This is a genomic window from Parabacteroides johnsonii DSM 18315, assembly GCF_025151045.1.
GTDB lineage: Bacteria > Bacteroidota > Bacteroidia > Bacteroidales > Tannerellaceae > Parabacteroides > Parabacteroides johnsonii.
Map to the genome: position 1 here is coordinate 4,518,298 of NZ_CP102285.1, position 26,113 is coordinate 4,544,410.

Annotated in this window: 17 protein-coding genes and 3 tRNA genes; 9 read left to right on the top strand and 11 right to left on the bottom strand. The window is 47.2% G+C overall.

What is annotated here, in order from left to right; genetic code table 11:
- Positions 1-6 precede the first annotated feature (6 nt).
- Entirely contained in the window at positions 7-1,008 is a 1,002-nt protein-coding gene (locus tag NQ564_RS18350) for a DUF4468 domain-containing protein (RefSeq protein WP_008152726.1), read from the bottom strand.
- A gap of 164 nt (positions 1,009-1,172) precedes the next feature.
- Between NQ564_RS18350 and secDF the strand changes: the two genes are divergently transcribed.
- From secDF to hutH, 6 genes are all read left to right on the top strand, one after another.
- Positions 1,173-4,187: a protein translocase subunit SecDF gene (gene secDF / locus NQ564_RS18355; RefSeq protein ID WP_008152725.1), complete on the top strand. Its 3,015-nt coding sequence runs from the start codon at positions 1,173-1,175 to the stop codon at positions 4,185-4,187.
- A 174-nt stretch (positions 4,188-4,361) separates the two neighbouring features.
- A complete protein-coding gene (locus NQ564_RS18360) occupies positions 4,362-6,365 on the top strand; it encodes a urocanate hydratase (RefSeq protein WP_008152724.1) in 2,004 nt (667 codons plus the stop codon).
- Positions 6,362-7,267, top strand: a complete 906-nt coding sequence (gene ftcD, locus NQ564_RS18365; RefSeq protein WP_008152723.1) for a glutamate formimidoyltransferase — start codon at positions 6,362-6,364, stop codon at positions 7,265-7,267. Before NQ564_RS18360 ends, ftcD begins: the two co-directional genes overlap by 4 nt.
- Before the next feature lie 3 nt (positions 7,268-7,270).
- Positions 7,271-8,521: an imidazolonepropionase gene (gene hutI / locus NQ564_RS18370; RefSeq protein ID WP_129650344.1), complete on the top strand. Its 1,251-nt coding sequence runs from the start codon at positions 7,271-7,273 to the stop codon at positions 8,519-8,521.
- A gap of 254 nt (positions 8,522-8,775) precedes the next feature.
- Entirely contained in the window at positions 8,776-9,411 is a 636-nt protein-coding gene (locus NQ564_RS18375) for a cyclodeaminase/cyclohydrolase family protein (protein WP_008152718.1), read from the top strand.
- A 27-nt stretch (positions 9,412-9,438) separates the two neighbouring features.
- Positions 9,439-10,929: a histidine ammonia-lyase gene (gene hutH, locus NQ564_RS18380; protein ID WP_008152716.1), complete on the top strand. Its 1,491-nt coding sequence runs from the start codon at positions 9,439-9,441 to the stop codon at positions 10,927-10,929.
- Positions 10,930-11,014: 85 nt separating this feature from the next.
- Here the strand turns inward: hutH and NQ564_RS18385 are convergent, their stop codons facing one another.
- The 5 genes from NQ564_RS18385 to NQ564_RS18405 form a co-directional block, all read right to left on the bottom strand.
- Positions 11,015-12,124 (bottom strand): Mrp/NBP35 family ATP-binding protein, encoded by a 1,110-nt coding sequence (locus tag NQ564_RS18385; protein ID WP_008152715.1) that lies wholly within the window; start codon positions 12,122-12,124, stop codon positions 11,015-11,017.
- Between the two features lie 24 nt (positions 12,125-12,148).
- On the bottom strand, positions 12,149-12,907 hold the full coding sequence (gene trmB, locus NQ564_RS18390) for a tRNA (guanosine(46)-N7)-methyltransferase TrmB (protein WP_008152713.1): 759 nt from the start codon (positions 12,905-12,907) through the stop codon (positions 12,149-12,151).
- A gap of 1,073 nt (positions 12,908-13,980) precedes the next feature.
- A tRNA-Asn gene (locus tag NQ564_RS18395) sits at positions 13,981-14,054 on the bottom strand.
- Positions 14,055-14,063: 9 nt separating this feature from the next.
- Positions 14,064-14,137 (bottom strand) — tRNA-Asn (locus NQ564_RS18400).
- A 9-nt stretch (positions 14,138-14,146) separates the two neighbouring features.
- Positions 14,147-14,220, bottom strand: a tRNA-Asn gene (locus NQ564_RS18405).
- 110 nt (positions 14,221-14,330) lie between these two features.
- Between NQ564_RS18405 and NQ564_RS18410 the strand changes: the two genes are divergently transcribed.
- Genes NQ564_RS18410 through NQ564_RS18420 form a run of 3 tightly spaced genes read left to right on the top strand, consistent with a single transcriptional unit; the run spans position 14,331 to position 18,212 of the window.
- The gene (locus NQ564_RS18410; RefSeq protein WP_008152707.1) at positions 14,331-15,308 is read left to right on the top strand and encodes an adenosine kinase; all 978 of its coding nucleotides are present in this window, start codon (positions 14,331-14,333) and stop codon (positions 15,306-15,308) included.
- A 47-nt stretch (positions 15,309-15,355) separates the two neighbouring features.
- Complete coding sequence (locus NQ564_RS18415) at positions 15,356-17,047, top strand: S41 family peptidase (protein ID WP_008152705.1); 1,692 nt, start codon at positions 15,356-15,358, stop codon at positions 17,045-17,047.
- A gap of 25 nt (positions 17,048-17,072) precedes the next feature.
- Entirely contained in the window at positions 17,073-18,212 is a 1,140-nt protein-coding gene (locus NQ564_RS18420) for a zinc metalloprotease (RefSeq protein WP_008152703.1), read from the top strand.
- Here the strand turns inward: NQ564_RS18420 and NQ564_RS18425 are convergent.
- From NQ564_RS18425 to NQ564_RS18445, 5 genes are all read right to left on the bottom strand, one after another.
- Positions 18,209-19,336, bottom strand: a complete 1,128-nt coding sequence (locus NQ564_RS18425; RefSeq protein ID WP_008152701.1) for a metallophosphoesterase — start codon at positions 19,334-19,336, stop codon at positions 18,209-18,211. The genes NQ564_RS18420 and NQ564_RS18425 overlap by 4 nt on opposite strands.
- Positions 19,337-19,345: 9 nt before the next feature.
- Positions 19,346-20,437, bottom strand: coding sequence for a metallophosphoesterase (locus tag NQ564_RS18430; protein WP_008152699.1), 1,092 nt, complete (start codon positions 20,435-20,437; stop codon positions 19,346-19,348).
- A 76-nt stretch (positions 20,438-20,513) separates the two neighbouring features.
- Complete coding sequence (locus tag NQ564_RS18435; RefSeq protein WP_008152697.1) at positions 20,514-22,136, bottom strand: sulfatase family protein; 1,623 nt, start codon at positions 22,134-22,136, stop codon at positions 20,514-20,516.
- Between the two features lie 99 nt (positions 22,137-22,235).
- Positions 22,236-24,926, bottom strand: coding sequence for a glycoside hydrolase family 2 protein (locus tag NQ564_RS18440; RefSeq protein ID WP_008152695.1), 2,691 nt, complete (start codon positions 24,924-24,926; stop codon positions 22,236-22,238).
- Positions 24,927-24,937: 11 nt separating this feature from the next.
- Positions 24,938-26,077, bottom strand: coding sequence for a glycoside hydrolase family 130 protein (locus NQ564_RS18445; protein WP_008152694.1), 1,140 nt, complete (start codon positions 26,075-26,077; stop codon positions 24,938-24,940).
- Between the last annotated feature and the right edge of the window lie 36 nt (positions 26,078-26,113).

The following is a 26,113-nucleotide window of genomic DNA, read 5'->3' on the forward strand; positions in this document are numbered from 1 at the left end:
TCCTGGCTATTTCATCCATACATTAATGATTTCACCGATAACGGTTATCTGCCCACCTTCTGCCGTTTCGCCCTGCTTGCGGCAGTCGATGATCAACCAGGCATCCCCGTTTTCACCTTTTTTGAAGAAAGACAGGCTGTATGTGTCGTTGTTGCCTATTTCTTTATAAACAGGACTGTCTTTGCTGATAGCGATCGAGGCGATCGATTTGCCGAACATATTACCCGTGCCTTTCCACTGGGCGGATGTTTCTTTTGTATCCGGCTTACCGGCAGATGCGACCTGCATGTCACTTTCCGGTAACATCTGTAGTAATGTAGACGGAACCTTGTCGGCGGCAAAAGCCACATATCCTTCTTTTGCCGGAACCGGAGTTGCCGGTTGGATGCTCTGGGCAGGTGTCACAGTCCGGGCCGGAGTGACCGGAGTTGCCGGAACTACATTGGCGGCTACCTGTGCGCCTAAAGCGGCAGAGGCGGAAGCGAACATTTCGTCAATGAAATCGACTGTCTTTCTACGGAACTTGCCGTTGCCCCGATTCAGTTTGGTCTTATCCTTGTTCAAACAATATTTATCGGTAATCCATTCTTCGGCAGTGTATTTTTCCGGCTCACGCTGGTAAGATACATTATATTCGTAACGGATACCGGCTACTTTCATAACACATTTCTGGTTCTCGCATTCCATCGTGACACGATAGTTCATTTCCGTACGGTCCAAAGAAAGGGCCGTGCTCTGGAACACCAGATTGGCTTGTCCTACAGCGGCGATGTCGCCTTTTGCCTTGTCGGAATAGACGACGCGGTTACCGTCTTCACTGAAGAAACCGTCTGCCCAGTCCAACATTCTGTCATATACTTCATCTTTTGAAAAAGAAGGTGCGTTTATCTCTTTTGCAAATACTACTTTACCATTCTCGAGGGGAACAGCTCCGGCTAAATACTTGGAATCGTCCTGAGCCCAGAGTAGGGTCGGGATAAATAGTGTTAATAATAAAAGTTGCTTCATGGTTATTCTTTACTTATGTTTTTTACGGGCAAAGATATATAATTGTGGCTGAAATAAACTAAGAGTGTGACAAATAAATTAATCTAATTACTGTTGGACAAAGAAAAAAAGCCTATATTTGCACCCTGTGAAAAAACGAATAATAACATAAACATAAGATTCAAATGCAAAACAAAGGATTTGTAAAGGTCTTTGCGGTGTTACTTACGCTTGTCTGTATGTTTTATCTGTCATTCTCGTTCGTGACAAGACATTACAACAGTAAAGCCACTGAGTATGCAGGTGGAGATCCGGTAAAAGAGAGTTCTTATTTGGACTCGTTATCTACTCAGAAGGTATGGTTGGGCTATACGCTCAAGGAGTGCCGTGAAATGGAAATTAGTTTAGGACTTGACTTGAAGGGCGGTATGAACGTCGTTCTGGAATTGAATGTGGCTGATGTAATCCGCTCGCTTTCAAACAACAACCAGGATGAGAACTTCAACAAAGCATTGGATTTGGCCTATGAGAACCAAGCTGCGAGTCAGAAGGACTTTATTGATCTATTTGCAGAAGAGTATAAGAAATTAGATAATGGCGCCCGTTTATCCGCTATTTTCAGTACTTTCGAATTGAAAGACAAAATCACTCCGCAGAGCTCGGATGCACAGGTTATTGCCGTATTGAAGGATGAGTTGCAGAGTGCTATCGATAATTCATTTAACGTATTGCGTACTCGTATCGACCGTTTCGGCGTGGTGTCCCCGAACATCCAGCGTCTGGAAACTGCCGGTCGTATCTTGGTTGAACTTCCGGGAGTGAAAGAACCGGAACGTGTGCGTAAATTGTTACAGGGTAGTGCCAACCTCGAATTCTGGGAAACATACGACTTGCCGGAAATCTACCAGCAGCTGGTTGCTGCCGATAATATGTTGGCTACAATCCTGAAATCGGATGATACTGCTGCCGAAGGTTCGGAAACAACAACTGTCGAAGCAACAAGCGAAGTGGTTGCCGACAATGCTGCCGCCGAAACAACTAACGACGCAGACTCTTTGCTGGCTAAGATCGGTGAAGACAAACCTGAAGCACAGGCTGCCCAAAGTATGGAAGAATTTGCAAAGCTGCATCCGTTGTTCGCCGTTCTGCAGATCAATCAGTATAACGGACAGTTGGCATCCGGTCCGGTTGTCGGTATTGCTGATAAGAAAGATATGGCTAAGATCGATGAATACTTGAACATGAAGCAGGTGAAGGATCTTCTTCCACGTAACCTTTCTTTGAAATGGGGTGTAAAGGCTATTGATGAAAAAGAACAGTTCTTTTATTTATATGCAATCAAGAAAACGAATCGTGACGGTACGCCGGCCTTAGGTGGGGATGTCGTTACGGATGCCAATGCAGACTTCGTTCAGCAGGCCGGACGTTCCGAACAGGTTGTCGATATGGTGATGAACGCAGAAGGTGCTAAAGCATGGGCGCGTCTGACAAAAGAAAATATCGGTAAAGCGGTTGCTATCGTTCTTGACGATATGGTTTATTCGGCTCCGAACGTACAGGTGGAAATCACAGGTGGACGTTCTCAGATCACAGGCCACTTTACTCCGGAAGAAGCGAAGGACTTGGCTAACGTGTTGAAGTCTGGTAAGATGGCAGCTTCCGTACATATCGTACAGGAAGACGTTGTCGGTCCGTCTTTGGGTCAGGAAGCTATCAACTCCGGTGTTATCTCATTTGTTTTGGCTTTGGTTCTGCTGATGTTCTATATGTGTGCCTTCTATGGAGTCCTTCCGGGCTTGATCGCCGACGGTGCTTTGGTATTGAACATTTTCTTCACAATGGGTATCCTTGCCTCTTTCCAGGCTGTCCTTACATTGCCGGGTATTGCCGGTATGGTGTTGACACTGGGTATGGCTGTCGATGCCAACGTGTTGATCTATGAACGTACAAAAGAAGAACTTCGTGCCGGCAAATCATTGAGCAAAGCAATCGCTGATGGTTATAGCAACGCATTCTCTGCTATCTTTGACTCGAACTTGACTTCTATCATCACTGGTGTTGTGTTGTTCTACTTTGGTACAGGTCCTATCCGTGGTTTTGCCACGACGATGATCATCGGTTTGTTTGCATCCTTCCTGACGGCTGTCTTCTTGACTCGTATCGTCTATGAAGCACTGTTGGCTAAAGATAAACTGAAGAACGTAACCTTTACGACTTCTATTACGAAAGACTTGTTGACGAATCCGAAGATTAACTTCCTTGGAGCTCGTAAAGTAGGCTATTTGATTCCGGTTGTTATCATCGTTTTAGGTGCGATCTCCATGTCTACTATCGGGTTGAACAACGGTATCGACTTCACCGGTGGACGTAACTATGTGATTCGTTTTGCCCAGGATGTGAAGACTGACGAAGTCCGCAATCTGTTGGATGCGCAGTTGGACGGTTCCGTTAGTGTTATCCAGATTGGTACTCCCGACCAAGTCCGTGTATCCACCAACTATAAGATCGAGGACAACGATCCGGCTATTGATCAGGAAATCGAAAATAAATTGTTTGAAGGTGTCAAGTCATTGCTTCCGGAAGGAACGACATTGGCTCAGTTCACGGATCAGTATATCCAGAGCTCACAGAAGGTGGGACCGAGTATGGCAGACGATATCAAGAACGCTGCGTTCCTCGCTGTTGTATTCGCTATGTTCTGTATGGCGGCTTACATCTTGCTTCGTTTCCGCGACATCTCATTCTCTGTCGGTGCATTCGCTTCTGTAGCTGTAACGACTTTGTGTATTATTTCATTCTACACGTTGCTTTGGAAGGTATTGCCTTTCTCTATGGAAGTCGACCAGACCTTTATCGCGGCTATCTTGACAATTATCGGTTATTCTATCAACGATACCGTGGTTGTGTTCGACCGTATCCGTGAAACAATCGGTCTGTATCCGAAGCGTGACCGTTACCAGGTGATCAACGATGCATTGAATTCGACTTTGTCCCGTACTTTCAATACATCATTAACAACATTGGTAGTCGTATTGTGTATCTTCATCTTAGGCGGTGCAACAATCCGTAGCTTTACGTTCGCGATCTTGTTAGGTATCATTATCGGTACATATTCTACTCTGTTTGTGGCAACTCCTATCGCTTACGAATTGCAGAAGAAAAAGATCAATAAGAAAGCAGCTGCTGAAGCAGGTAAATAAGAATACATTTTAATCTGATAGAAAAGGGCCGTTCCTGTTTGGGGAATGGCCCTTTTTGTGCTTCTAAACATAACAGTGCAGGTTGGCAAGATGAAAGAGAATGCTTATCTTGTAGGCCTCTTACTTCTGCTATTTACTTACAGATTGTAAGCAAACACCTTAAAATGTCATGTTATGGAAGTACGCCTGAGTAACCAATTGCCGGTTTATCCATCTTTTGTTCCCGGTATCCGCCGCGCTCCTGATCGCGGCTATTCACTTACGCCTGCCCAAACAGAAACGGCCTTAAAGAATGCGCTCCGTTATATTCCCGAAGAATTGCATGAAGTACTGGCTCCGGAGTTTATGGAAGAGTTGATGACCCGTGGCCGCATCTACGGATATCGTTACCGGCCGGAGGGAGATCTGAAGGCCAAACCTGTCGATCAGTATAAAGGCCGATGTCTGGAGGGAAAAGCCTTCCAGGTGATGATCGATAACAATCTTTGTTTCGATATCGCTCTTTATCCATACGAGCTGGTTACATATGGCGAGACCGGACAGGTCTGTCAGAACTGGATGCAATACCGCCTGATCAAGCAATACCTCGAAATACTGACGAACGAGCAGACACTCGTGATCGAGTCTGGGCATCCCCTGGGGTTGTTCCGTTCCAGGCCGGATGCTCCTCGTGTGATAATTACCAATTCCATGATGGTCGGCATGTTCGATAACCAGAAAGACTGGCATATAGCAGCCCAGATGGGAGTCGCTAATTATGGGCAGATGACAGCCGGCGGCTGGATGTATATCGGGCCGCAAGGAATCGTGCACGGTACATTCAACACATTATTGAATGCGGGGCGGAAGAAATTAGGTATTCCTCAAGATCGGGACTTGCGCGGATATATCTTTGTCTCCTCCGGTCTCGGAGGGATGAGTGGCGCACAACCGAAAGCCGCCGTTATAGCCGGTGCTGCCAGTATCATTGCTGAGGTGGATAGTTCCCGTATCGAAACCCGCTACGCACAGGGCTGGGTACAGCATGTGACCGATGATAAAGCAGAGGCTTTCCGTATGGCGCAAGAAGCGATGCAGACAAAAGAACCGATTTCGATCGCTTATCACGGAAATATAGTCGACTTGTTGGAATTTGCCGAATCACAGGCGATCCGAATCGACTTGTTGAGCGATCAAACCTCTTGCCATGCCGTTTATGAAGGAGGCTACTGTCCCGTTGGTATTTCCTTTGCCGAACGTACGGAACTCCTTTCCTGCGATACAGGCCGTTTCTGTTCGCTGGTCGACCGTTCCCTGCACCGCCATTTCGAGGTAATCAAGAAATTGGTGGCTCGCGGCACGTATTTCTTCGATTACGGAAACTCGTTTATGAAAGCCATCTATGATGCCGGTGTAAAAGAAATTTCCCGGAACGGGGTCGATGAGAAGGACGGCTTTATCTGGCCCTCTTATGTCGAAGATATCATGGGACCGGAACTGTTCGACTATGGTTACGGGCCTTTCCGTTGGGTATGCCTGAGCGGGAAACAGGAAGACTTGGTAAAGACCGATCAGGCAGCTATGGATTGTATCGATCCGACCCGTCGCGGACAAGACCGGGATAACTACAACTGGATTCGCGATGCCGGGAAGAACCGGCTTGTGGTAGGAACCCAGGCGCGTATCCTTTACCAAGATGCGGAAGGGCGGTTGAATATCGCACTCCGCTTCAACCGCATGGTGCGGGATGGAGAAGTCGGACCGATCATGCTCGGACGCGACCATCATGATGTAAGCGGGACGGATTCGCCTTTCCGGGAAACGTCCAACATCTACGACGGAAGTAATGTCATGGCCGATATGGCCGTCCAATGTTTTGCTGGAAATGCGGCACGGGGCATGAGTCTCGTAGCGCTTCACAACGGTGGCGGGGTCGGTATCGGTAAAGCGATAAACGGTGGTTTTGGGATGGTGCTGGACGGGAGTGAGCGGGTAGACGAGATCCTTCGTTCAGCCATGCTCTGGGATGTGATGGGAGGAGTGGCCCGCCGTTCATGGGCCCGTAATCCCAATGCCATGTCGACCTGTACCGCCTTTAATGACAGCTATGGCGATCGGTATCATATCACACTGCCTTTTATCCCGAAAGAAGATTTGATTCAAAATATTATACGCACCTCTTTAAAACACAAAGTATGAGTACCTGGAGTAAAATAATGGAATGTGTCCCCAATTTCAGCGAGGGAAGAGATTTGGAGAAGATAGAGAAGATAGTAGATAAATTTCGTGCCAAAGCCGGTGTAAAGCTGTTGGATTACAGCAATGACGAGGATCATAACCGACTGGTCGTAACGGTTGTCGGTGAACCGGAAGCCTTGAAAGACGCTTTGCTCGAAGCCGTTGGGCAGGCGGTTGAACTGATAGACCTCGCGAAACATTCCGGACAGCATCCGCGGATGGGAGCGGTAGATGTCGTTCCTTTTATCCCGATCAAAGGGTGTACGATGGATGAAGCGATTGCGCTCTCCAGGGAAGTGGGCGAAAAGGTGGCGGCTTTGTACCAGATTCCGGTCTTTCTTTATGAAAAATCGGCTTCGGCCCCGCATCGGGAGAACCTGGCAGCTATCCGCAAGGGAGAATTTGAAGGGATGGCGGAAAAGATCAAGTTGCCGGAATGGAAACCGGACTTCGGACCTGCCGAGCGGCATCCGTCGGCAGGAACCGTGGCAATTGGCGCCCGTATGCCATTGGTCGCTTATAATGTCAATTTGGGAACGGCAAATTTGGATATAGCGAGCAGCATTGCCAAAAAGATCCGTTTCATAGGTGGCGGGCTCCGGTACTGTAAGGCGATGGGAGTGGAATTGAAAGAACGCGGTATCGTGCAGGTCTCGATCAATATGACCGATTATACCCGTACGGCCCTTTACCGTGCTTTCGAGCTGGTACGCATCGAGGCCCGTCGCTACGGTGTTCCGGTCGTCGGAAGCGAGATCATCGGGTTAGTCCCGATGGAGGCATTGATCGATACGGCTTCTTACTATTTGGGACTGGAAGATTTTTCAATGGATCAGGTGTTGGAAGCCAGAATAATGGAATAGACTATGGAGGATGAAAAGATATTGATACGGAACGCATCGCAGGTGGTGACCTGTTCCGGTTTTGAAGCGAAGAAGGGTAAGGCTATGTCTGATGTCGGTGTGATCGAGGACGGGGCGGTTGCCGTATCGAACGGTATTATTACGCATGTGGGACCGACCGAAGAAGTTCTCCGGCAAGTGAATGTTGAAGACTATCTGGAAGTAAATGCTAACGGACGCGCGCTTCTTCCGGGTTTCGTGGATAGTCATACGCATTTTGTCTTTGGCGGTTACCGGGAAGAGGAGTTCTCCTGGAGGATGAAAGGAGACAGCTACATGTCGATCATGGAACGGGGAGGAGGTATCGTCAATACGATGAATGCGACGCGGAGCACCAGCTATGACGATCTGTTCGGGGATGCGTATGACCGTCTCGATACTATGATGGATATGGGAGTTACTACCGTCGAAGGAAAGAGCGGATACGGTCTCGATCTTGCCACAGAGCTGATCCAGCTCCGTGTAATGAAAGAACTTAATGATGACCATCCGTTGGATGTGGTATCCACCTTCCTGGGGGCTCATGCCGTTCCTCCTGAATTTGCCGGGCGTACGGATGCGTATGTCGACTACATAATAGAAGAGGTGTTGCCGCACGTCCGCGCGGAACGTTCCGTGACTTTCTGCGATGTCTTTTGCGAACAAGGCGTTTTCTCAGTCGAACAAAGCGAACGTTTGTTGAAAGCAGCCCGCAGCCAGCGTTTTAAACTGAAACTCCATGCCGACGAGATCGTGCCTTTCGGCGGTGCTGAGTTAGCCGTACGCTTGAAAGCCGTGAGTGCCGATCATCTGTTGCATGTGTCCGATACCGGTATCAAGCGGTTAGCTCGTTCCGGGACGATTGCGACCTTGTTGCCTCTTACTGCCTTCTCACTGGGGGAACCGTATGCTCCGGGACGCCGGATGATAGACGCCGGTTGTGCCGTGGCGTTAGCTTCCGATTTGAATCCCGGAAGTTGTTTCTCATGCTCAATCCCGCTGTTGTTCGCCCTCGCCTGTATCCAGATGAAGATGACTCCCGAAGAAGCTTTGACCGCCCTTACGATCAATGGTGCGGCAGCTTTGGGACGGGAGAAAGTGATCGGCAGCATCGATGTCGGAAAGAAGGCGGACTTGATCTTGTTGAAGTTCCCTTCCTATAAGTTCCTTCCTTATCATGTAGGAATGAATATCGTGGACACGGTTATCAAAGATGGCGTACTTTATATTATTTGACAGGATAAAAAATTAAATAGTATGAGTAAATGATGATTCACCGGTGCGAATTGATAAGGCGGCTCGTAGGGGCGGGGGCTACTCCGCCCAATGAAAATAACGTCCGCCTTGTCCAGATCCAATGGGCAGAGCAGGGTCCTGCTCCTACAAGACGACAATTATTTTGTATGGCTTTGCCATCCAGGTTCCACATCCGTAAATCATTTGTTTACAATGAAACTGAATAAAATGTTTAATCTTAAATAATAGACACTATGCTTGTAGATTTGACAATTAAAGGATTTCTTGCCGAAACGGCAGGTAGTGCCCCTGTTCCGGGGGGCGGAAGTATCTCGGCCTTGAACGGAGCTATTGCGACAGCGCTAACCGAGATGGTGGCAAACCTGACGATCGGGAAAAAGAAATATGCCGATGTGGAAGGCCAGATGAGGACTATCGCGACCGAAGCTGCTCTCATTCGTGAACGCCTGATCCGCGATATAGACCGCGATAGCGAAGCATATGACCGTGTGTTTGCCGCCTTCAAACTTCCGAAGGATACGGAAGAGGAAAAGGCTGAACGCAGTCGGGTGATCCAAGATGCTACGAAAGAGGCGGCAATGGTGCCGATGCAAGTGGCCGAAGAGATTGCTTCGGTGATGGAGACGATTATCTATGTGGCGCACAAAGGAAACCGGAATGCCGTAACTGATGCTTGTGTGGCTATGATGGCGGCTCGTACCTGTGTGTTAGGGGCTTTGCTGAATGTCCGTATCAATCTTACATCCATAAAGGATGAAGTCTTTGTCCGGCGGATGTCGGAGAAGGCCGATTACCTCGAGTCGGAAGCCATCCGGATAGAGAAGAAGTTGCTGGATTGGGCGAAGGGGCAATTGACAATTGATAATTGACAACGGGCAATTAAAAAAACGAGAGTTATGGGAAATGTACATTATGTGGGGGCGGAACCGCTGACGTTCGAACGTATCGAAGAGATACTGACCGGAAATATGAAGTTGGAACTGACTCCGGAAGTGAAGGAACGCATCCAGCGTTGCCGCGATTATCTGGACCGGAAGATCGAGACGCAGGATGAGCCGCTTTATGGCATCACGACAGGTTTTGGTTCCTTGTGCAATAAGAATATCTCTCCGGATGAACTCAGCACCTTGCAGGAGAACCTGGTGAAGAGCCATGCTTGTAGCGTGGGCGATGAGGTAAGCCCGGTGATTGTCCGCTTGATGATGCTGTTGAAAGCGCATGCTTTGTCTTTGGGGCATAGTGGCGTGCAGGTGATAACGGTGCAGCGTATCCTTGATTTTTTTAATAATGACGTACTCCCGATCGTCTATGACCGGGGATCGCTTGGGGCTTCAGGTGATCTGGCTCCTTTGGCGAATCTTTTCCTCCCTCTTATCGGAGTGGGGGACGTATATTATAAAGGAAAAAAGAGGGAGGCTATCAGTGTCCTGGATGAGTTTGCCTGGAAACCGGTACGCCTGATGAGCAAAGAAGGGCTGGCGTTGCTGAACGGTACGCAGTTTATGAGTGCCAACGGTGTGTTTGCCTTGATGCGTGCTTTTGCCGTGTCGAAGCGGGCGGACTTGATTGCTGCCCTGTCGCTCGAAGCCTTTGACGGGCGGATCGATCCTTTTATGGATTGTATCCAACAGATGCGTCCACATCCCGGACAGATCGAGACGGGGGATGCTTTCCGCCGTATCTTGGAGGGGAGCGAACTGATCAGTCGGAAGAAAGAACATGTGCAGGATCCGTATTCGTTCCGTTGCATCCCGCAGGTACACGGGGCGACAAAAGATGCAATCCGATATGTCTCCGGTGTACTGCTGACTGAGATCAATTCAGTGACGGACAACCCGACAATTTTTCCCGACGAGGACAAGATTATCTCCGGTGGCAATTTTCACGGTCAGCCGTTGGCGATCTCCTATGATTTCCTCGCTATTGCTTTGGCTGAATTAGGTAATATTTCCGAACGGCGTGTGGCACAATTGATTATGGGACTCCGGGGTTTACCGGAATTCCTGGTAGCCAACCCCGGACTGAACTCCGGTTTTATGATCCCGCAGTATGCGGCAGCCAGCATGGTCAGCCAGAACAAAATGTATTGTTATGCAGCCAGCAGCGATTCGATCGTGTCCAGCAATGGTCAGGAAGATCATGTGAGTATGGGGGCTAATGCAGCGACGAAGCTTTTTAAGATTATGGACAACCTGGATCATATCCTGGCGATCGAGCTGATGAACGCGGCGCAAGGCATCGAATTTCGCCGTCCGGCGCGCACTTCTCCTGTCTTAGAGAAATTCCTGAAAGCGTATCGTAAAGAAGTTCCTTTTATAGATGAAGACATCATCATGTATCCCGAAATTCATCGGACGGTCGCTTTCCTAAGGCGGTATGCTTTATAATAAGTCAGGCACGGATTACACGGACTTACATGGTAATATTGTATTAATAAAAACCGTGAAATCCGTGAAAACCGTGCCTGAAATATTATTTATGCGTAACTTGTACCCGTCTTGTCGGATCTAAATGCTCGTTACGGTAGTCGATTTGTTTCACTACATTCTCTGCTAACTTCTGGAAAGCCTGTCCGGTGATGCTGTCCGGATTGAGGGCGACTGGCTTTCCGTTGTCTCCACCTTCGCAGATGCTTTGTACGATGGGGATTTGTCCTAACAGCGGGATATTCAGTTCTTCTGCCAGGCGTTTGCCCCCTTCTTTGCCGAACAGATAGTATTTGTTTTCCGGTAGCTCGGCAGGCGTGAACCAGGACATATTCTCGACCAGTCCCAATACAGGCACGTTGATCTTCTCACCCATAAACATACTGATACCTTTGCGGGCGTCTGCCAGTGCCACTTCCTGCGGTGTGCTGACAACGATGGCGCCGGTGATAGCCAATGTCTGCACCATCGTCAGATGGATATCGCTTGTTCCCGGTGGCAGGTCGATCAGGAAATAGTCCAGGTCTCCCCAGTTGGCGTCGCCGATCAACTGTTTCAGGGCATTGCTTGCCATAGCACCGCGCCAGAGGACGGCATCTTCCTTGTTGACAAAGAAACCGATGGACAGCAACTTCACTCCGTAGTTGGCAGCCGGCTCGATCAGTTCGCGGTTACCCACTTCCACCATATAAGGACGGGCTTCTTCGACATTGAACATCTTGGGCTGAGAAGGGCCGAAGATGTCTGCATCCAGCAAACCGACCTTGTAGCCTTGCAGAGCCAGCGCCACCGCCAAGTTGGCAGCTACCGTACTTTTGCCTACACCTCCCTTGCCGGAAGATACGGCGATGATATTTTTTACCTCCGGCAATAGCTTGTCCGGTTCGGGACGGGCTGCTTGCTTGGCTTCCACAGTGATGTTACCTTTGATTTCCACCTCTTCGCCTATGTATGTAAGGATGGCTGTCTCGGCGGCTTTTACCACCGATTTGATAAACGGGTCGTTCGGCTTTTCGAAAAGAAGCGAGAAGCTTACTTTGTTGCCGTCGATCCGGATGTTATCTTCTACCATGCCCATCGTCACAAGGTCTTTCCCTGTTCCCGGGTAGCGCACTTTGGCCAGTGCGTCCATGATTAGCTTTGGATAGAGTGTCATGATTTATGATTTATGATTTATGAATTATTTTCCTGAGGCCAACGCGCTCCGTTTGCTGCGGTTGAAACTGCGATACGGGTCGTATTCGATTTCCACCTCCGGTTCGACCAGTTCTTCCCGTTCTTCACAAACAAACTTGATGTATTTGATGGTCAGTCCGCGGTCCAACCACTGCTGTTCATAATAGGTCTTGATAGAAAGGATGTCATCTGTCAAACCTGAATGATACAAGTCGTCGTTGCTGAACAATACGGGATAGCGGTTGGCTTTTACCATCTCTGAGGTGTAAGTGTACATAAAGTTACTGTCTGTTTTCAAATGTACGATGCCGTCTCCTGCCAATATCTCGCGGTACATCTTCATGAAGCGGGTCGAGGTAAGGCGTTTGTTCACCTTCTTCATCTGCGGATCGGGGAAGGTGAGCCAGATCTCAGCCACCTCTCCGGCAGCGAAGAAATGGGCGATCAGTTCGATACTGGTCCGGAGGAACGCAACGTTCGTCATGCCTGCCTCAAGCGATTCTTTCGCCCCTGTCCACATACGGGCTCCCTTGATATCGACCCCTATAAAGTTCTTGTTGGGAAACAGTTTTCCCAAACCTACCGTATATTCTCCTTTTCCGCAACCTAATTCAAGCACGATCGGATTGTCGTTCTTAAAAAAACGTTCGTGCCAGTGCCCCTTCAGCTCGAATCCTTTCTCCTGAAGCGTCGCAAACGGATATTGGAACACATGGGGATAACCCGCCATGTCGTCAAACTTTGCTAATTTATTCTTTCCCATGATGCAAAGGTAATATAATTACGCGTAAAAAAGACTATAACCTGCGAGGCAAAAGGGTATAGCTTTTTGCCGGAAAGCCTATAGCTTTTCTGTTGGCAGGTTATAACTTGGGGAGCTTTGAAATGTGCTTTTGAAGTGTCGGAATATAGAAAAGGACAAAAGGGGGCAAAAAAGGCACCGCCAAAATTTTGGGGTGAAAACAAGAAAGTGTTTTATTAATTTATTGATAAATAATGATTTATAATGAAGTTGTTTTGCCTTATCAGCATTTGGGGCTGATCCTTATGGTAAGGAGATGTCTGTTACTTTTGGCTTGATCCAAAAGTAACCAAAAGATCAAGGCTTAACCGTCTGGGCTACTCCGGTCAAAGACTCCGCTGTCGCCTGCGAAACTCGCTGCGCTCAGACAGCGCAGTCTCCTGCCGCTCCGTCTTTGCCCTCCGCTTGACGCCCATCCGCTTAGGCCTTTCATAGAAAGCTCCGCTTTCTCTTGGGATGGTCGATACCGACCGTTCTTCTGAGGCCCTGTGTCAAGCACGGGGACAAGATATAAGGGCAAGAACAACCCCGTTCCCGCACTTGATGCGGGATCGCAAAGAAACAAGCAGTATCGGCCATCCTCAAAGAGCCGTCAGGCTCTATTTCCGGCCTAAGCTGGTGAGCGTTAAGCGCAGAGACCGGAGTGAGCGTCCGGAGCGTCTGCTGTTTGAGCGAAGCGAGTTTCAGACGCGACAGCGAACGAAGGGAACGGAGTAGTGAAGTAGCTTAAGCCTTGAACTTTTGGTTACTTTTCTTTCAAGAGAAAAGTAATAGAATAATCTTGACTTTTTGGTTACTTTTGGGTCAAGCCAAAAGTAACAGACAAGACCCCTTATCTGAAAATGTGTCGGGTGCCTCTTTTGTCCTTCTTGTCCTCTTTATTGTTATGTAGTTAATATATAACATATTAGTGTATTTTTCTGCTTGTAAGGAGAAAACACTTTTGATGCCGATCCATTCCATTATTCGCCCCGATTATCGTCCTGATCAGGCATAAAAAAAGAGATACTCTTGTGAAGTATCTCTCTTTTTAGCTCTTCCTCTTGGACTTGAACCAAGGACCCTCTGATTAACAGTCAGATGCTCTAACCAACTGAGCTAAGGAAGAATATGTTTGCTCTTCTTCTTGGACTTGAACCAAGGACCCTCTGATTAACAGTCAGATGCTCTAACCAACTGAGCTAAAGAAGAATATATTTGCTCTTCCTCTTGGACTTGAACCAAGGACCCTCTGATTAACAGTCAGATGCTCTAACCAACTGAGCTAAGGAAGAATTTCTTTCTTTCAGTATCGGTACTTGTCGTACCCCTTTCTGAAATTGCACTGCAAAAGTAGAGGTTCTTTTTGAAATATGCAATATCTTTGCGAAAAAAAATAGAAAAAATGAATACGATTGGATTAGGAAACGCTTTGGTAGACGTTCTGCTGAGGCTTGAGAACGACGATGTACTGGCGGAAGTAGGCATACAGAAAGGCGCAATGGATATGATTAACCAAGAACAGATGATTAAAATCCGAAAGTCGCAAGAAGGCCTTGAGCGCAGTCAGGCACCGGGAGGTTCGGTATGCAATACCATGCGTGCGATGGCTATTTTAGGAGCAAACGCTGGATTTATAGGTAAGATCGGTTCCGATTGCGTAGGCGAATATTATGAAGAGGCCTTGAGAAAGGCGAATGTCTCTCCCTATTTTGTCAAGACAGACGGTATTTCCGGCAGCTGTACGGTTTTGATTTCACCGGATGGCGAGCGTACGATGGGTACCTTCCTTGGGCCGGCCCCGACGATTACACCGGATGAAATTACGGAAGAGATGCTTTCCTCCTACCAATGTATTTATATCGAAGGCTACCTGTTGGTGAACGAAGAATTGGTACGCACCACTATGCAGAAAGCGAAGAAGTTGGGATTGAAGGTGGCTCTCGATCTTTCTAATTTCAATATCGTGAATGCTTTCCGAGGCCTGTTGGACGATATTATCCCTCAATATGTCGATATTCTTTTCTCTAATGAAAGCGAAGCGGAAGCCTTTACCGGGTTGAAAGCACACGAAGCGGTGAAAGCTCTTTCGGAGCAGGTGGAGATTTCTTTGGTCACTTTAGGAAAAGAGGGTGCCCTGGTGGGAAGCAAAGGGCAGGTTGTCGCAGTCCCGGCAGAAGGAGGTAAACCGGTCGACACGACGGGGGCTGGCGATCACTTTGCTGCCGGATTCCTTTACGGGCAGTCGGTCGGTGCAACATTGGAGCAGTCGGCCCGTATCGGCTCGCTTTTGGCCGGTTACATCATTGATGTGATCGGAGCGCAGATACCGGATGATAAATGGGAACAAATAAAGTTAAAAGTAAATGGTATATTGGCCTGACAAGCGTTTATTATATACATTTACGTCGTTAATTAACTAAATATTCTATGTATAAACAGCGAAAGAAAATAATAGCTCTTTTTAGTTGGCTGCTCCTGCTGGGAAGTGTGGTCCCCGGACAGGCACAGAAAGACAACCGTTTTGAGGTCAGTAAAAACCTGGATATCTTTAATGCTCTGGTAAAAGAGGTGGAAATGTTTTATGTGGATTCGGTCGACGTCGAGAAAACGGTGAGACGAGGGATCGATGCCATGTTAGGGGGCTTGGACCCTTATACCGAATACTATCCGGAGCAGGAAATGGATAAACTGAAATTCATGACGACCGGCGAATATGGCGGTATCGGTTCTTATATCCGTGAACGGAAAGAGGGCGGTGTCTATATTATCGAACCGTTCGAAGGGATGCCGGCGGCTTTGGCCGGTCTGAAAGCAGGCGACCGTATTTTGGCGATCGACACGGTGGATGTGACCGACAAGCCCTCGGATGAGGTTAGTGCCTTGTTGAAAGGTGTTCCCAATACGAAAATGGTATTGAAGATACAGAGTCCGTATGACAAGAAACCACGTGAAGTGGAACTGGTGCGTAAGCAGATCATGGAAAACCAGGTTACTTACTATGGCGTCCGTGGTGATGGCGTAGGTTATATCTATTTGAAGGGTTTTACGGATAAGAGTGCGCAGGAAGTGAAAAATGCGTTCGAGGATCTGAAAAAGAACTATCATATCAAATCATTGATTCTGGACTTGCGTAACAATGGCGGCGGTTTGCTGGAAAGCGCTACGCAGATTGTCGGCATGTTCGTCCCGAAGGGAAAAGAGGTGGTTTCGACAAAAGGGAAGATCAGCCAGTGGGACCGTACCTATCGTACGCCGGGTGAACCACTCGATACGGTGATCCCGATGGCTGTCCTTATTAACGGAGCCTCTGCTTCTGCTGCCGAGATCGTTTCGGGTTCTTTACAGGATATGGACCGTGCCGTGTTGGTCGGACAGCGTTCTTTCGGAAAGGGACTCGTGCAGTCTCCTCGTGAACTTCCTTATAACGGAAGTGTGAAAGTGACGATGAGCAAGTATTACATCCCCAGCGGACGTTGTATCCAGCAGATGGACTATTCGCACCGGAAAGCTGATGGGAGTGTCGGGGCTATTCCGGATAGCCTGACATCTGTCTTTTATACATCCAAAGGGCGTCCCGTACGGGATGGAGGCGGTATTACCCCTGACTTCAAAATAGAAGAACCGGAAACGCCGACCATGATGTTCTATTTGATGACGGATTTTATTCTGACGGATTTTGTTGCCGATTGGTCCCAGAAACATAAGAAAATAGCTTCGCCTGAAGAGTTCGAGGTGACGGATGAAGACTTTGAAGCTTTCAAGCAATATGCCAAAGAAAAGAACTTCACCTATGACCGGCAGAGTGAAAAGCTGTTGAAGAACCTGAAGGAGGTGGCTAAGTTCGAGGGGTATATGGACAATGACTCTACCCTCTTCAACTCTTTGGAAGCCAAACTGACTCCGGACTTGGAACGGGATTTCGACCGCAACAAGGATCAGATCAAGAAATTGTTGACTTCCGAGATTATGAAACGTTATTATTTCCAGAAAGGTGAGTTGATAAACAGCTTGAAGGATGATGATGTTTTGGATAAGGCGCTGGAAGTGTTGGGTGATCCTGCATTATACCAGAGGACATTGGAAGCGCCGGAAAAGGCAGAGAAAACGGCTACATTATAATTGGTAGTAAGGTAAGAGACCGGCTATGAAGAGTGCTTTGAAGTTGCTTGTGACTTTTGGTGTCGGATGTTTGATCGGCATTGTTTTGGTGTGTGCCGGTATCGTGTCGTTTACGGATATGACATGGAATGAACTGGTGCAGAAGCTGGCCAAGATAGAGGCACTTGAGATGGTGGGGATATTTGCCGGGAGTATCGTTTGTACGTTGGTCGCCTTTGTCTTGCAAATTGTTTTGCATGAAGGAGGCCACTTGCTTTTCGGGCTGCTCTCCGGCTATCGTTTCGTCTCTTTCCGTATTTTCAATTGGACGCTGATCCGTCAAGAAGGGAAATTCCGTTTGAAGCGTTTCGGCATCGCGGGGACAGGCGGGCAATGTCTGATGTTCCCGCCTGACAAGCCTTTGGAAGAGATTCCTGTTGCGCTTTATCATTGGGGAGGTGTTATTGTTAATATGTCGATGGCACTTTTGGCTTTTGTGGTTTGGTATGTGGTAGAAGATCCTTCTCCTCTGCTGGCGCAATTCCTGGTCATGATGTGTTTTGCCGGCGTGTCGTTGGGATTGCTCAATGGCATCCCGTTCAAGCGGGGGATTACCAATGATGCAGCCAATGTACGTTTGATGAGGAAGTACCCGAAGAGTAAAAAGGCGATGATGGTCCAGTTGCGCGTCAATGCCTATATACAAGAAGGTATCCGGATAAAGGATATGCCGGAAGAGTGGTTGGCTTGGAAGGGTGATATTGATTACGGGGAACCGATGCAACTGAATGTCCGTTTGCTACAAGTAGGACGCTTGATGGATTTGGGGCAAATGGAAGAGGCCTATGTCGCATTGGAAGAGATAGCAAGACACAGGGGGGAGATGATCGGGCTTTTGGCGAAAGAGGTAGTTTGCGAACTTATCTATTTGGATCTGGTGACCGGCCATAACCAGTGGGCAGATACGTTATACACGAAAGAAATAGAACTTTACGTCCGACAATACAGTGCTTTGATGTCCTCAAAACAGCGTTTTCTCTGTGCTTGGGCACTTTATAAGGAGCAAGATCGGGAGAAAGCATTGGCAATCTATGAAAATGTAGTCCAAAAACAAACTCAATATCTGTTGCAGGGGGAAGTGAAGATGGATATCGCCATGATGGAGGCGATGTTCCACCTTGTTTAATCGGCAAACCGGATGTGCAATACGACCATTTCCGAAACAGTCCCGACCCGGTAGGGAGGTCCGGCTATCCCGATGCCGGAAGATACATAGAACTGGGTCGGCCCTTTCTGATGGTAGCCGTATGGACATTCGTAAATCAGTTTCATTACGAGGGGGTAGGGCCATAACTGTCCGTTATGGGTATGCCCGTGGAGTCCGAGGTCCACACCGTTCATTGTCATTTCGGCGAACGACCAAGGTTGATGATCCAATACGATGATCGGTTTAGTCGTGTCTATACCTGCCATAAGTGCATGTAACGGCTTTCTTTTCTTGTTGATATGGTCGTCCCGTCCGATCAGGTAGAATGAAGAGTCCGGACGTGTAACAGAATCGATCAGGAGTGTCGCCCCTGTTTTCTTCAGCCAGCGGTATTTGGCTATGCGGTTGGCACGATACTCATGGTTGCCATATACCACATATACGCCTAACGGGGCTTTCAGTTGTTTCAAATCCTCTTCGATATGGGCTTTTTCGGCAAAGCGTGATTCATAATCCATGATATCGCCTACCAGGACAACCATGTCGGGATGTTGTTCGTTGCTCATTTTCACGTATCGCTGTACCAGTTCCTTACCGATCATTTCTCCGATATGAAGATCGCTCATCATGACGATCGTCATGCTGTCACGCTCGCTGCTTCCTTTGGGAAGGGTGACATATACATCTTTGACAATCGGATAGGCGACAACATGGTAAGCATGGAACATCAGGCCCGTAACGATTGCTATGATCAAGAAGAACAGTGTCAGTTTCGTTTGTTTCCAATGTCCCGTCATCCATCCGGGGAACCAATGGAAGAAGCGGTTGCTGAGCCGGAGCACTTCCGGGACCAATAGGGAAAGTGTGATATAAATAGATGCGATATACCAAGTGTTGCAAATATATTGGATGGCAATCATGACGGAGTCCGGCAGGACATTGCGGAATGTAAAGCCGAAGAAGAAGAGAGATAATTCAAGGATAAAAAACAAGACATAGGGAATCCTCCAACTTTTTTGGGGAGGAATTGCCTGATACCCTCGCCAGAAGATATAAGGATTCAGCAATATCTGTGCTACTATCGATTGAATGAAAACTTTCATGTCTGCAAACTATTTACAGGTAATGTTGAATACGACAAGTTCGCTGTCGGTTCCGATCCTGAAAGGCGGCCCCCAGAGCGACAGGCCGGAGGAAACGTATATGTGGCTGTTTCCCCACTTGCGGTAGCCGTAACTTTGATCGAATAGATGGTCGGTAATGAGGCTGATCGGCCATACCTGGCCGCGGTGTGTATGTCCGCTGAACTGAAGGTCGATACCCGCATTTTCCGTATCCGACAAGTTGTACGGTTGATGATCCAAAAGGATAACAGGTTTTGCCGGATCAATGTTTTTCACCAGTTCTTGCAGGGATAATCGGGATTTATTGCTGCGGTCATCCCGTCCGATTATTTGTATGCCGCCTGGCAACGTCACGACTTCGTCCCTCAACAGGTGGATCGGTGTTTCTTTTATGAATTGCATGCTCTTCCGTATGCCACTGATGTATTCGTGATTTCCCGGAACCATATAGATTCCTAAAGGGGCTTTCAATTCAGTCAGTTCCTCCATCATCTTTTCTGCGTAAAGAGGGACTACGCTGTTGTCGATCAGGTCGCCGCCTATCAGGATCAGATCCGGTTTCTGTGCGTTGATCATCTCGACATATTGTTTAAGTTCTTCCTTGTCTGTCCCGTACCCTAAATGGATATCGCTGACGGAAACGACTTTCAACGGCTGTTCATTATGAACCGTCTGCTTGTTGATAACTATGTTGAAAACTTCTGTTTTCGGATGTTGATAATTATAGTAACCGTAGCTTAATAGACTAAGTGTCAGGAATAAGGAAATATAGAACCCATATTTGCATGGGAAGTTGAAAAGTCGGAACAAATCGAATACGATCAAGCATAATACCATATAAAGCGTGAAGACCAACCAGCCGGTTCCTATTTCATGAGCCGTATGAGCCAGCACAACCGGCAATTGGGTGTTTCGAGCTAAAAAACTACCGATAAACGACAAAGCACCGCTCCAAAACAGTACGGCTAATAAAACTTTAACACCGAAAGGCTGAGCAACCAAAGCCTGTGCCCCTCTCTTGAATATATAGATGTTTCCCGCAAAATAAATACTGATGAGGACAACAAAAAATGTCGGCATAGTTGTAAATTTTCGGCAAAAGTACGGAAACAATTCAAGTAATGGAACAGGCAAGGTTTTTAAAATTACTTAATGATTATTCCTGCCAATCGGGTTTGGGAAAATCTCTGGTTGGACTGTAGCGGACGTAAGTATCAAAAATTTCTTTCTCTGGACCTGTGACTCTTGGATCAGCAGACTTTTTTAGTTCTTTCATGAGTTCTGTTTTCATTTCATGTTCTATTTCTTTATATTCTGGTTTGCCTGACAGATTATTCAGGCAATAGGGATCAGAGTTTACATTGTAGAGTTCGAACTCTGGCCTTTTGGTATAGGCCAACTTGAAAAAAGGATGTATTTCCGGATTGTTGTAGTTTTCTATTAAATAGGATTTGGATGGCGCTGCATCCACATCTGTAAATGCCCATTCAGGATGATGTACTCCTTTCTGGTCTAAACCATACATCGGATAGATTTCTCCTGTTTTTTTATTCATGGCTTGCGGGGCGCCGGCTGGCCATCGTTCCGGTTTGATATTCCATATTAACAGATATTCTGTTCCACGGATTGCCCGCTGAGGATAACCAAGGTTGTTCCATCTGGAAGATGAATGTCTTTCGCGTCCAGCGAAAACGTATTTCTTGCTCTTGTCTATGAGTCCACTTTTTTCCGATTTTAGAATATTTACAATACTTTTTCCCGAGAGAGGTTGCATACCTTCAGGCTTTATTCCGGCCAATTCCAGGATCGTAGGTGCCAAATCGATAAAACTTATAAGGTCGTCTACCCGGCGTCCCGCAGGAAATCCATTGGGATAGCTGATAGCCATTGGTATATGTATACCATATTCAAAGCAGTTGGCTTTGGCTCTTGGAAATGGCATACCGTTGTCTGCCGTTACAATGATGATTGTGTTGTTGAGTTCCCCGATAGAGTCCAAATGATTTATCATCTGGCATAAATGGCTGTCGGCCCATTCGATTTCTACGGCATAATCAAGCATATCACCCCGGATCTCTTCTGAGTCTGGGATGAATCCGGGAATGTCTACCTGATCTAACTTTTTCCCATTACGCTTCCAAGAACCTTTTTCATATGCCCGGTGGGGCTCTGAAGAACCATACCAGAAATAGAAAGGTTGGTGGTCTTTCCGTTGTTGCATGAAATCCCGAAAATTTTCGGAATAATTGATCCGGCTGATACCGTTAGCCGTTCTTGAGTCATGGGGAGTATCCTTTTCGTATTTATGTTTGTTATAAGCTTTACCCGCTGCATTCTGGGTTCTCCATAACGAGTCTGCTTCATTTCGGGCATATTGAAAAGGATCGACTCCTTTGCCTGTATATCCTGTATAGTATCCGTTGGCTTTTAGGAGATCGACAAATGGTATGTATTTTTTTATCCATGACGAAGCATGTTGTCCAGCTTGTTCATTTTGCCAATGATGGCGTCCTGTTACTAAAGAACTTCTGGAGGGAGCACTGCCGGGAGAACCTGCATAACAATTTGTGAAATAGATTCCATTAGTCGCAACTTTATCGAAACCGGGTGTATTGACGAAATGTGATCCCGCAAAACTTGTGTGTATATGCGATTGATCATCGTTTATAACGAATAGAATGTTTGGGCGTCTTGTGTTTGTCGTTTTTCTATCATTACTTTTGGCAATGACGACGGTGGAGCTTAGTGAAAGTAATAATATTTTGGATAGGAGGTTCATACTATTATAGTATTAAGAATTAATTACATAATATCCGGTTATATTCGGAAATGCTTCCAAATATAACCGGATTATTTAAGAAATACCAGTTGTCAATATTTACAATTTGAAATTGTTTGATTTGATATTCCAGCCTTTCACAACAAATGTCGGTTCGGATGGCATATCGCTTGTGGCCGTTTCTATGATGACGGTTTTACTTTCTCCTGGTAAAAGCGAGAAGAAGTTGTCTGTGTAGAAGCTGGGGCGTACTGGTTTTTTGTCCTGATCAAGCAATTGAAGTTGGGTAAAGAATGCTACGGTTGAAGATGGGTTCTTTATTTCGGCTTTAATGAAATGGCGGTCACCTTCTTGATAAGCTTTGTAGCGAGTCTTTAGTTGTACCTGTTTCAATTTCGACAGATCTTCGAAGCCGGATGAAGTCGGGCCTGTTAGGGTCTTGCGACCTTCATATTTATCGTTAGAGCGCCAGTAGAATGTATTGGCGACTTCTTTCCCTTTCGTATCGAACAGACGTAGTTTTATAAAATGAACTTGCGTGATATTCTGAGGAAAATCGATTGTGAAGACATCGTTCACAACACCGTCTTCCGGGATATCGATCTTCTGGCTTTTGCTCCACACCTTCTTGCTGTTCAAATCGTATACTTCGGCAGCTACCTTATAGTCTTTGAATGCCTGATAGTAGTCATTATAAACGGAAACCGTATTTTTCAAATAATCAAACTGTGCATGAAGTGGTTCCAATGCGTTCTGAGTATGATATAAAGAGGCTGTCGGTTCCAAAGAATAATCCCACATACGGGCGCAAACCTGACTTACGGGGCAGTTGTGATACCAGAACAATAACCCTGATGCATAGCGGTCTCCATAACCGAATTTGTTATAGTTCCAGACTTCCCAGATCGATTTGGAGTTCATGGCACCGACTGCCTGACCTTTGGTGGCAAACTCTTCGATGGAGGAGGAAGGACCATAATGGTTGGTAAGGTCTGTGTACATGGTTGACATGAGATGGAATCCTCCGCCATCATGATAATCCCATACCTCTTTATTGATCGGCCAGAGGTCTTTCTCGTCCATTACTTCGCGGAGCGTTTCGACTGTCGGGATAGTGGGCGAACCATATTCCGGGTTGAAGCCATCGACACGGCTACCGCGTTCGGAGGCCGTATTCTCGTAGTGTTGCATCGGGTTCACCTGTTTGTAGGGGCTGCCGTCGTGTACGCCGTCACATTCCGACTGCATCTGGTAACCACGTGTCCCATCCAGTTTCATGATCAGGTCTTTTGCTCCCGGCATTTCTGTGCTCTCGTTAGAAGAGACATAATAGGCCAGTGAAGGATGGTTGCGCAGACGTTTTACGGTTGCTTCGACATTACTCAGATATAAATCTTTATCCTGCGGATGTTTGGTGTCGCCGGTCATCCAGAATTCTTGCCAGACAAGGAGTCCCATTTCGTCGCAGAGCTGGAAGAAATAGTCTGATTCGGCAATTCCACCTCCCCACATACGGACCAGGTTGATACCGGATTGTTTTGTATAACGCAATTCTGCATAAGTACGTTCGTCGGAGGTACGGAGCATTCCTTCCGGAATCCAGTTAGTTCCCCGGATGAAGAGCTTCTTGCCGTTCACATAGAATTGGCGGGATTTGTCCGGTGTATTCTGGTCGGATGTAATTTCCCGGATACCGAAACGGGTTTTCGTCTCATCGGACACTTTACCGTCTACGCTTACAGTAAGTTTCAGTTCGTACAGCTCCGGTTTCCCTTTGAAGATCGGCCACCACAGACGCGGGTTCTTGATTGTCAGTTGCGGAAATTCTTCCGGAGTGAAGCAAACCTCCCGCGTTTCTCCCCTGAACAGGCTCAACTCTTTGCTGAATGTGATGTTCTCACCGACGATTTCTCCTTTGACTGTACATTTTACGCCACGTTGTGTCGGGTTTGTCACCTCTACACTGACAGTCTCTTTTGCTAAATCGTAGCTTGGTTTGGAGAGTTCGGATTTGATGAATGGATGGCGGATGACCGCTTTGTCCGTAGCATAGAGGCTGATGTTTTTCCAGATACCGGTATTACGGTCGCGGATACCGTCGTTGAAGGTGAAATCCCAACCGACACTCATCAGCATGGTTGTATTTAGTCCGATGTTACCGTCTCCGCCATTGTGAAACTCACCGGCGGCTCCCCACTGTTTCGGCTTGATGGTCCCCGGCATATCGACTGGATAAATCTTGATTGCCAGAGCGTTCTTCTGGCCGATACGGGCGAAATCAGTGATATTGATATACTCCGGTTTGAACATGCCGGACATATTGCCAAGCAGATAACCGTTTACCCATATTTCGGCGCGGTAATTGATACCGTCTACCTGAAGCCAGACGATTTTGTCTTTATAATTTTCTGGTACGTCAAATTCCGTACGGAACCAATAGGTGTAGAACTCGCGTCCTGTTTTGGCAAGATCCGGGATGATATTCCGGTCTAACTTGTTATTCATGCCATAATAAGGTTCCGGATATACCTTGTTGTGGACGAGGGAGTTCAGGACTGTTCCCGGAACGATTGCCGGCATCCATTGTCCGGTCTGATAGCCTGGTTGTGAGATTTTTTCAGCTGGATCTTTCGTCTCGTCGGCCTTATGCATCTGCCAGGTGAAACTTCCGTTATGTCCTTCTTTCGAATCCAGATATATTTTATCCGGGTTCCGGTAATAATTGGGTGTCTGAGCTTGCATGAAGCAGGCAGACACAAGTAAAAATATTCCTGCAAAAATGTTTTTCATAAATTATTCTTTTAATTCGGGATCTGATCGCCAGGAGTTTTCTTGGCCGGATCGTAAATGGCTACGCTGACCTGAGAATCTGCACATCCGTAATAGAGATACCATTTGTTTTTGAAAAAGACCAAACCTTCGATAAAGACGGTTCCATCGACATACTGTCCGCTCTTTTCAAATGAAGCCATCGGGCGGAAGAAGGGAACGTCCAGGCGTTGCAGAACTTTCATCGGTTCCTTCGGGTCGGTCAGAAGTTGTCCGGCGCAGTAGGCTCCGGCAGTGAAACGCTTGTCTCGTTTGCTGTCGTTTGTCTGGTTCTTGCCGTTATAAAGCAAGACGATGCCTTTGTCTGTCAGGATAGCGGGAGGTCCGCACTCTGTCAATGCACTGTCGAAGTATTGAGGACGGGGTTTGATGACAGTCGCCAGTTCGTTTTTCTCGTCCAATATCGGAGTCCAGTTGACCAAATCGTCGGAGGTGGCAGCGTAGACCGCGTGTTCTCCCCAATACATGAAGTATTTTCCATCGATTTTCGTCAGCACTTGTTTTCCATTTTTGATCTCTGTTACCATAGAACCGGATTTGCAGAAAATGTCTTTGAAACGCCCGTTGTAGGCTTTAGCAAAAGCAGGGCCATGTTTTTCCCATTTGACCAGGTCACGTGAGGTGGCGATGCAGAGGCGTGCCACTTTCCGGTTCCAGGAAGTGTAGGCCATGACATACAGACCGTCCTCCGTCATTGTCACACGTGGGTCTTCGCAACCGCCTTCCCATTCGTATTCCTTCATATTATCTTTGTCCGGGTACATGACGGGGGTCTTCCGGCGTTTCATGTGGATACCGTCTTCGGATTCTGCTAATCCGATACGCGAAGTACGTTTGCCGATTCCCGTTGCAGAATTGTCCTCAGCCCGGTAAAGGACATATATTTTACCGTCTTTTACGGTTGCTGCGGGATTGAACACATCGCTCTCTTCCCATCCTATTTTTTTGTCCTGCATGGGACAGTCGAATTGATTGGAAGGATTGGGGGTAATGATCGGATTGGCTTTTTCCGGTCTGACAAAGCCGCCTAAAGCCCAGTCCGGTAATACATTTTGGCTATACCCGAATAGGGGTAGAACTGCCAGACTGATGAGTAAGATACTTTTTTTCATGCTCTAAAGAATAAAAAAGGCACAGAGATCCAAACA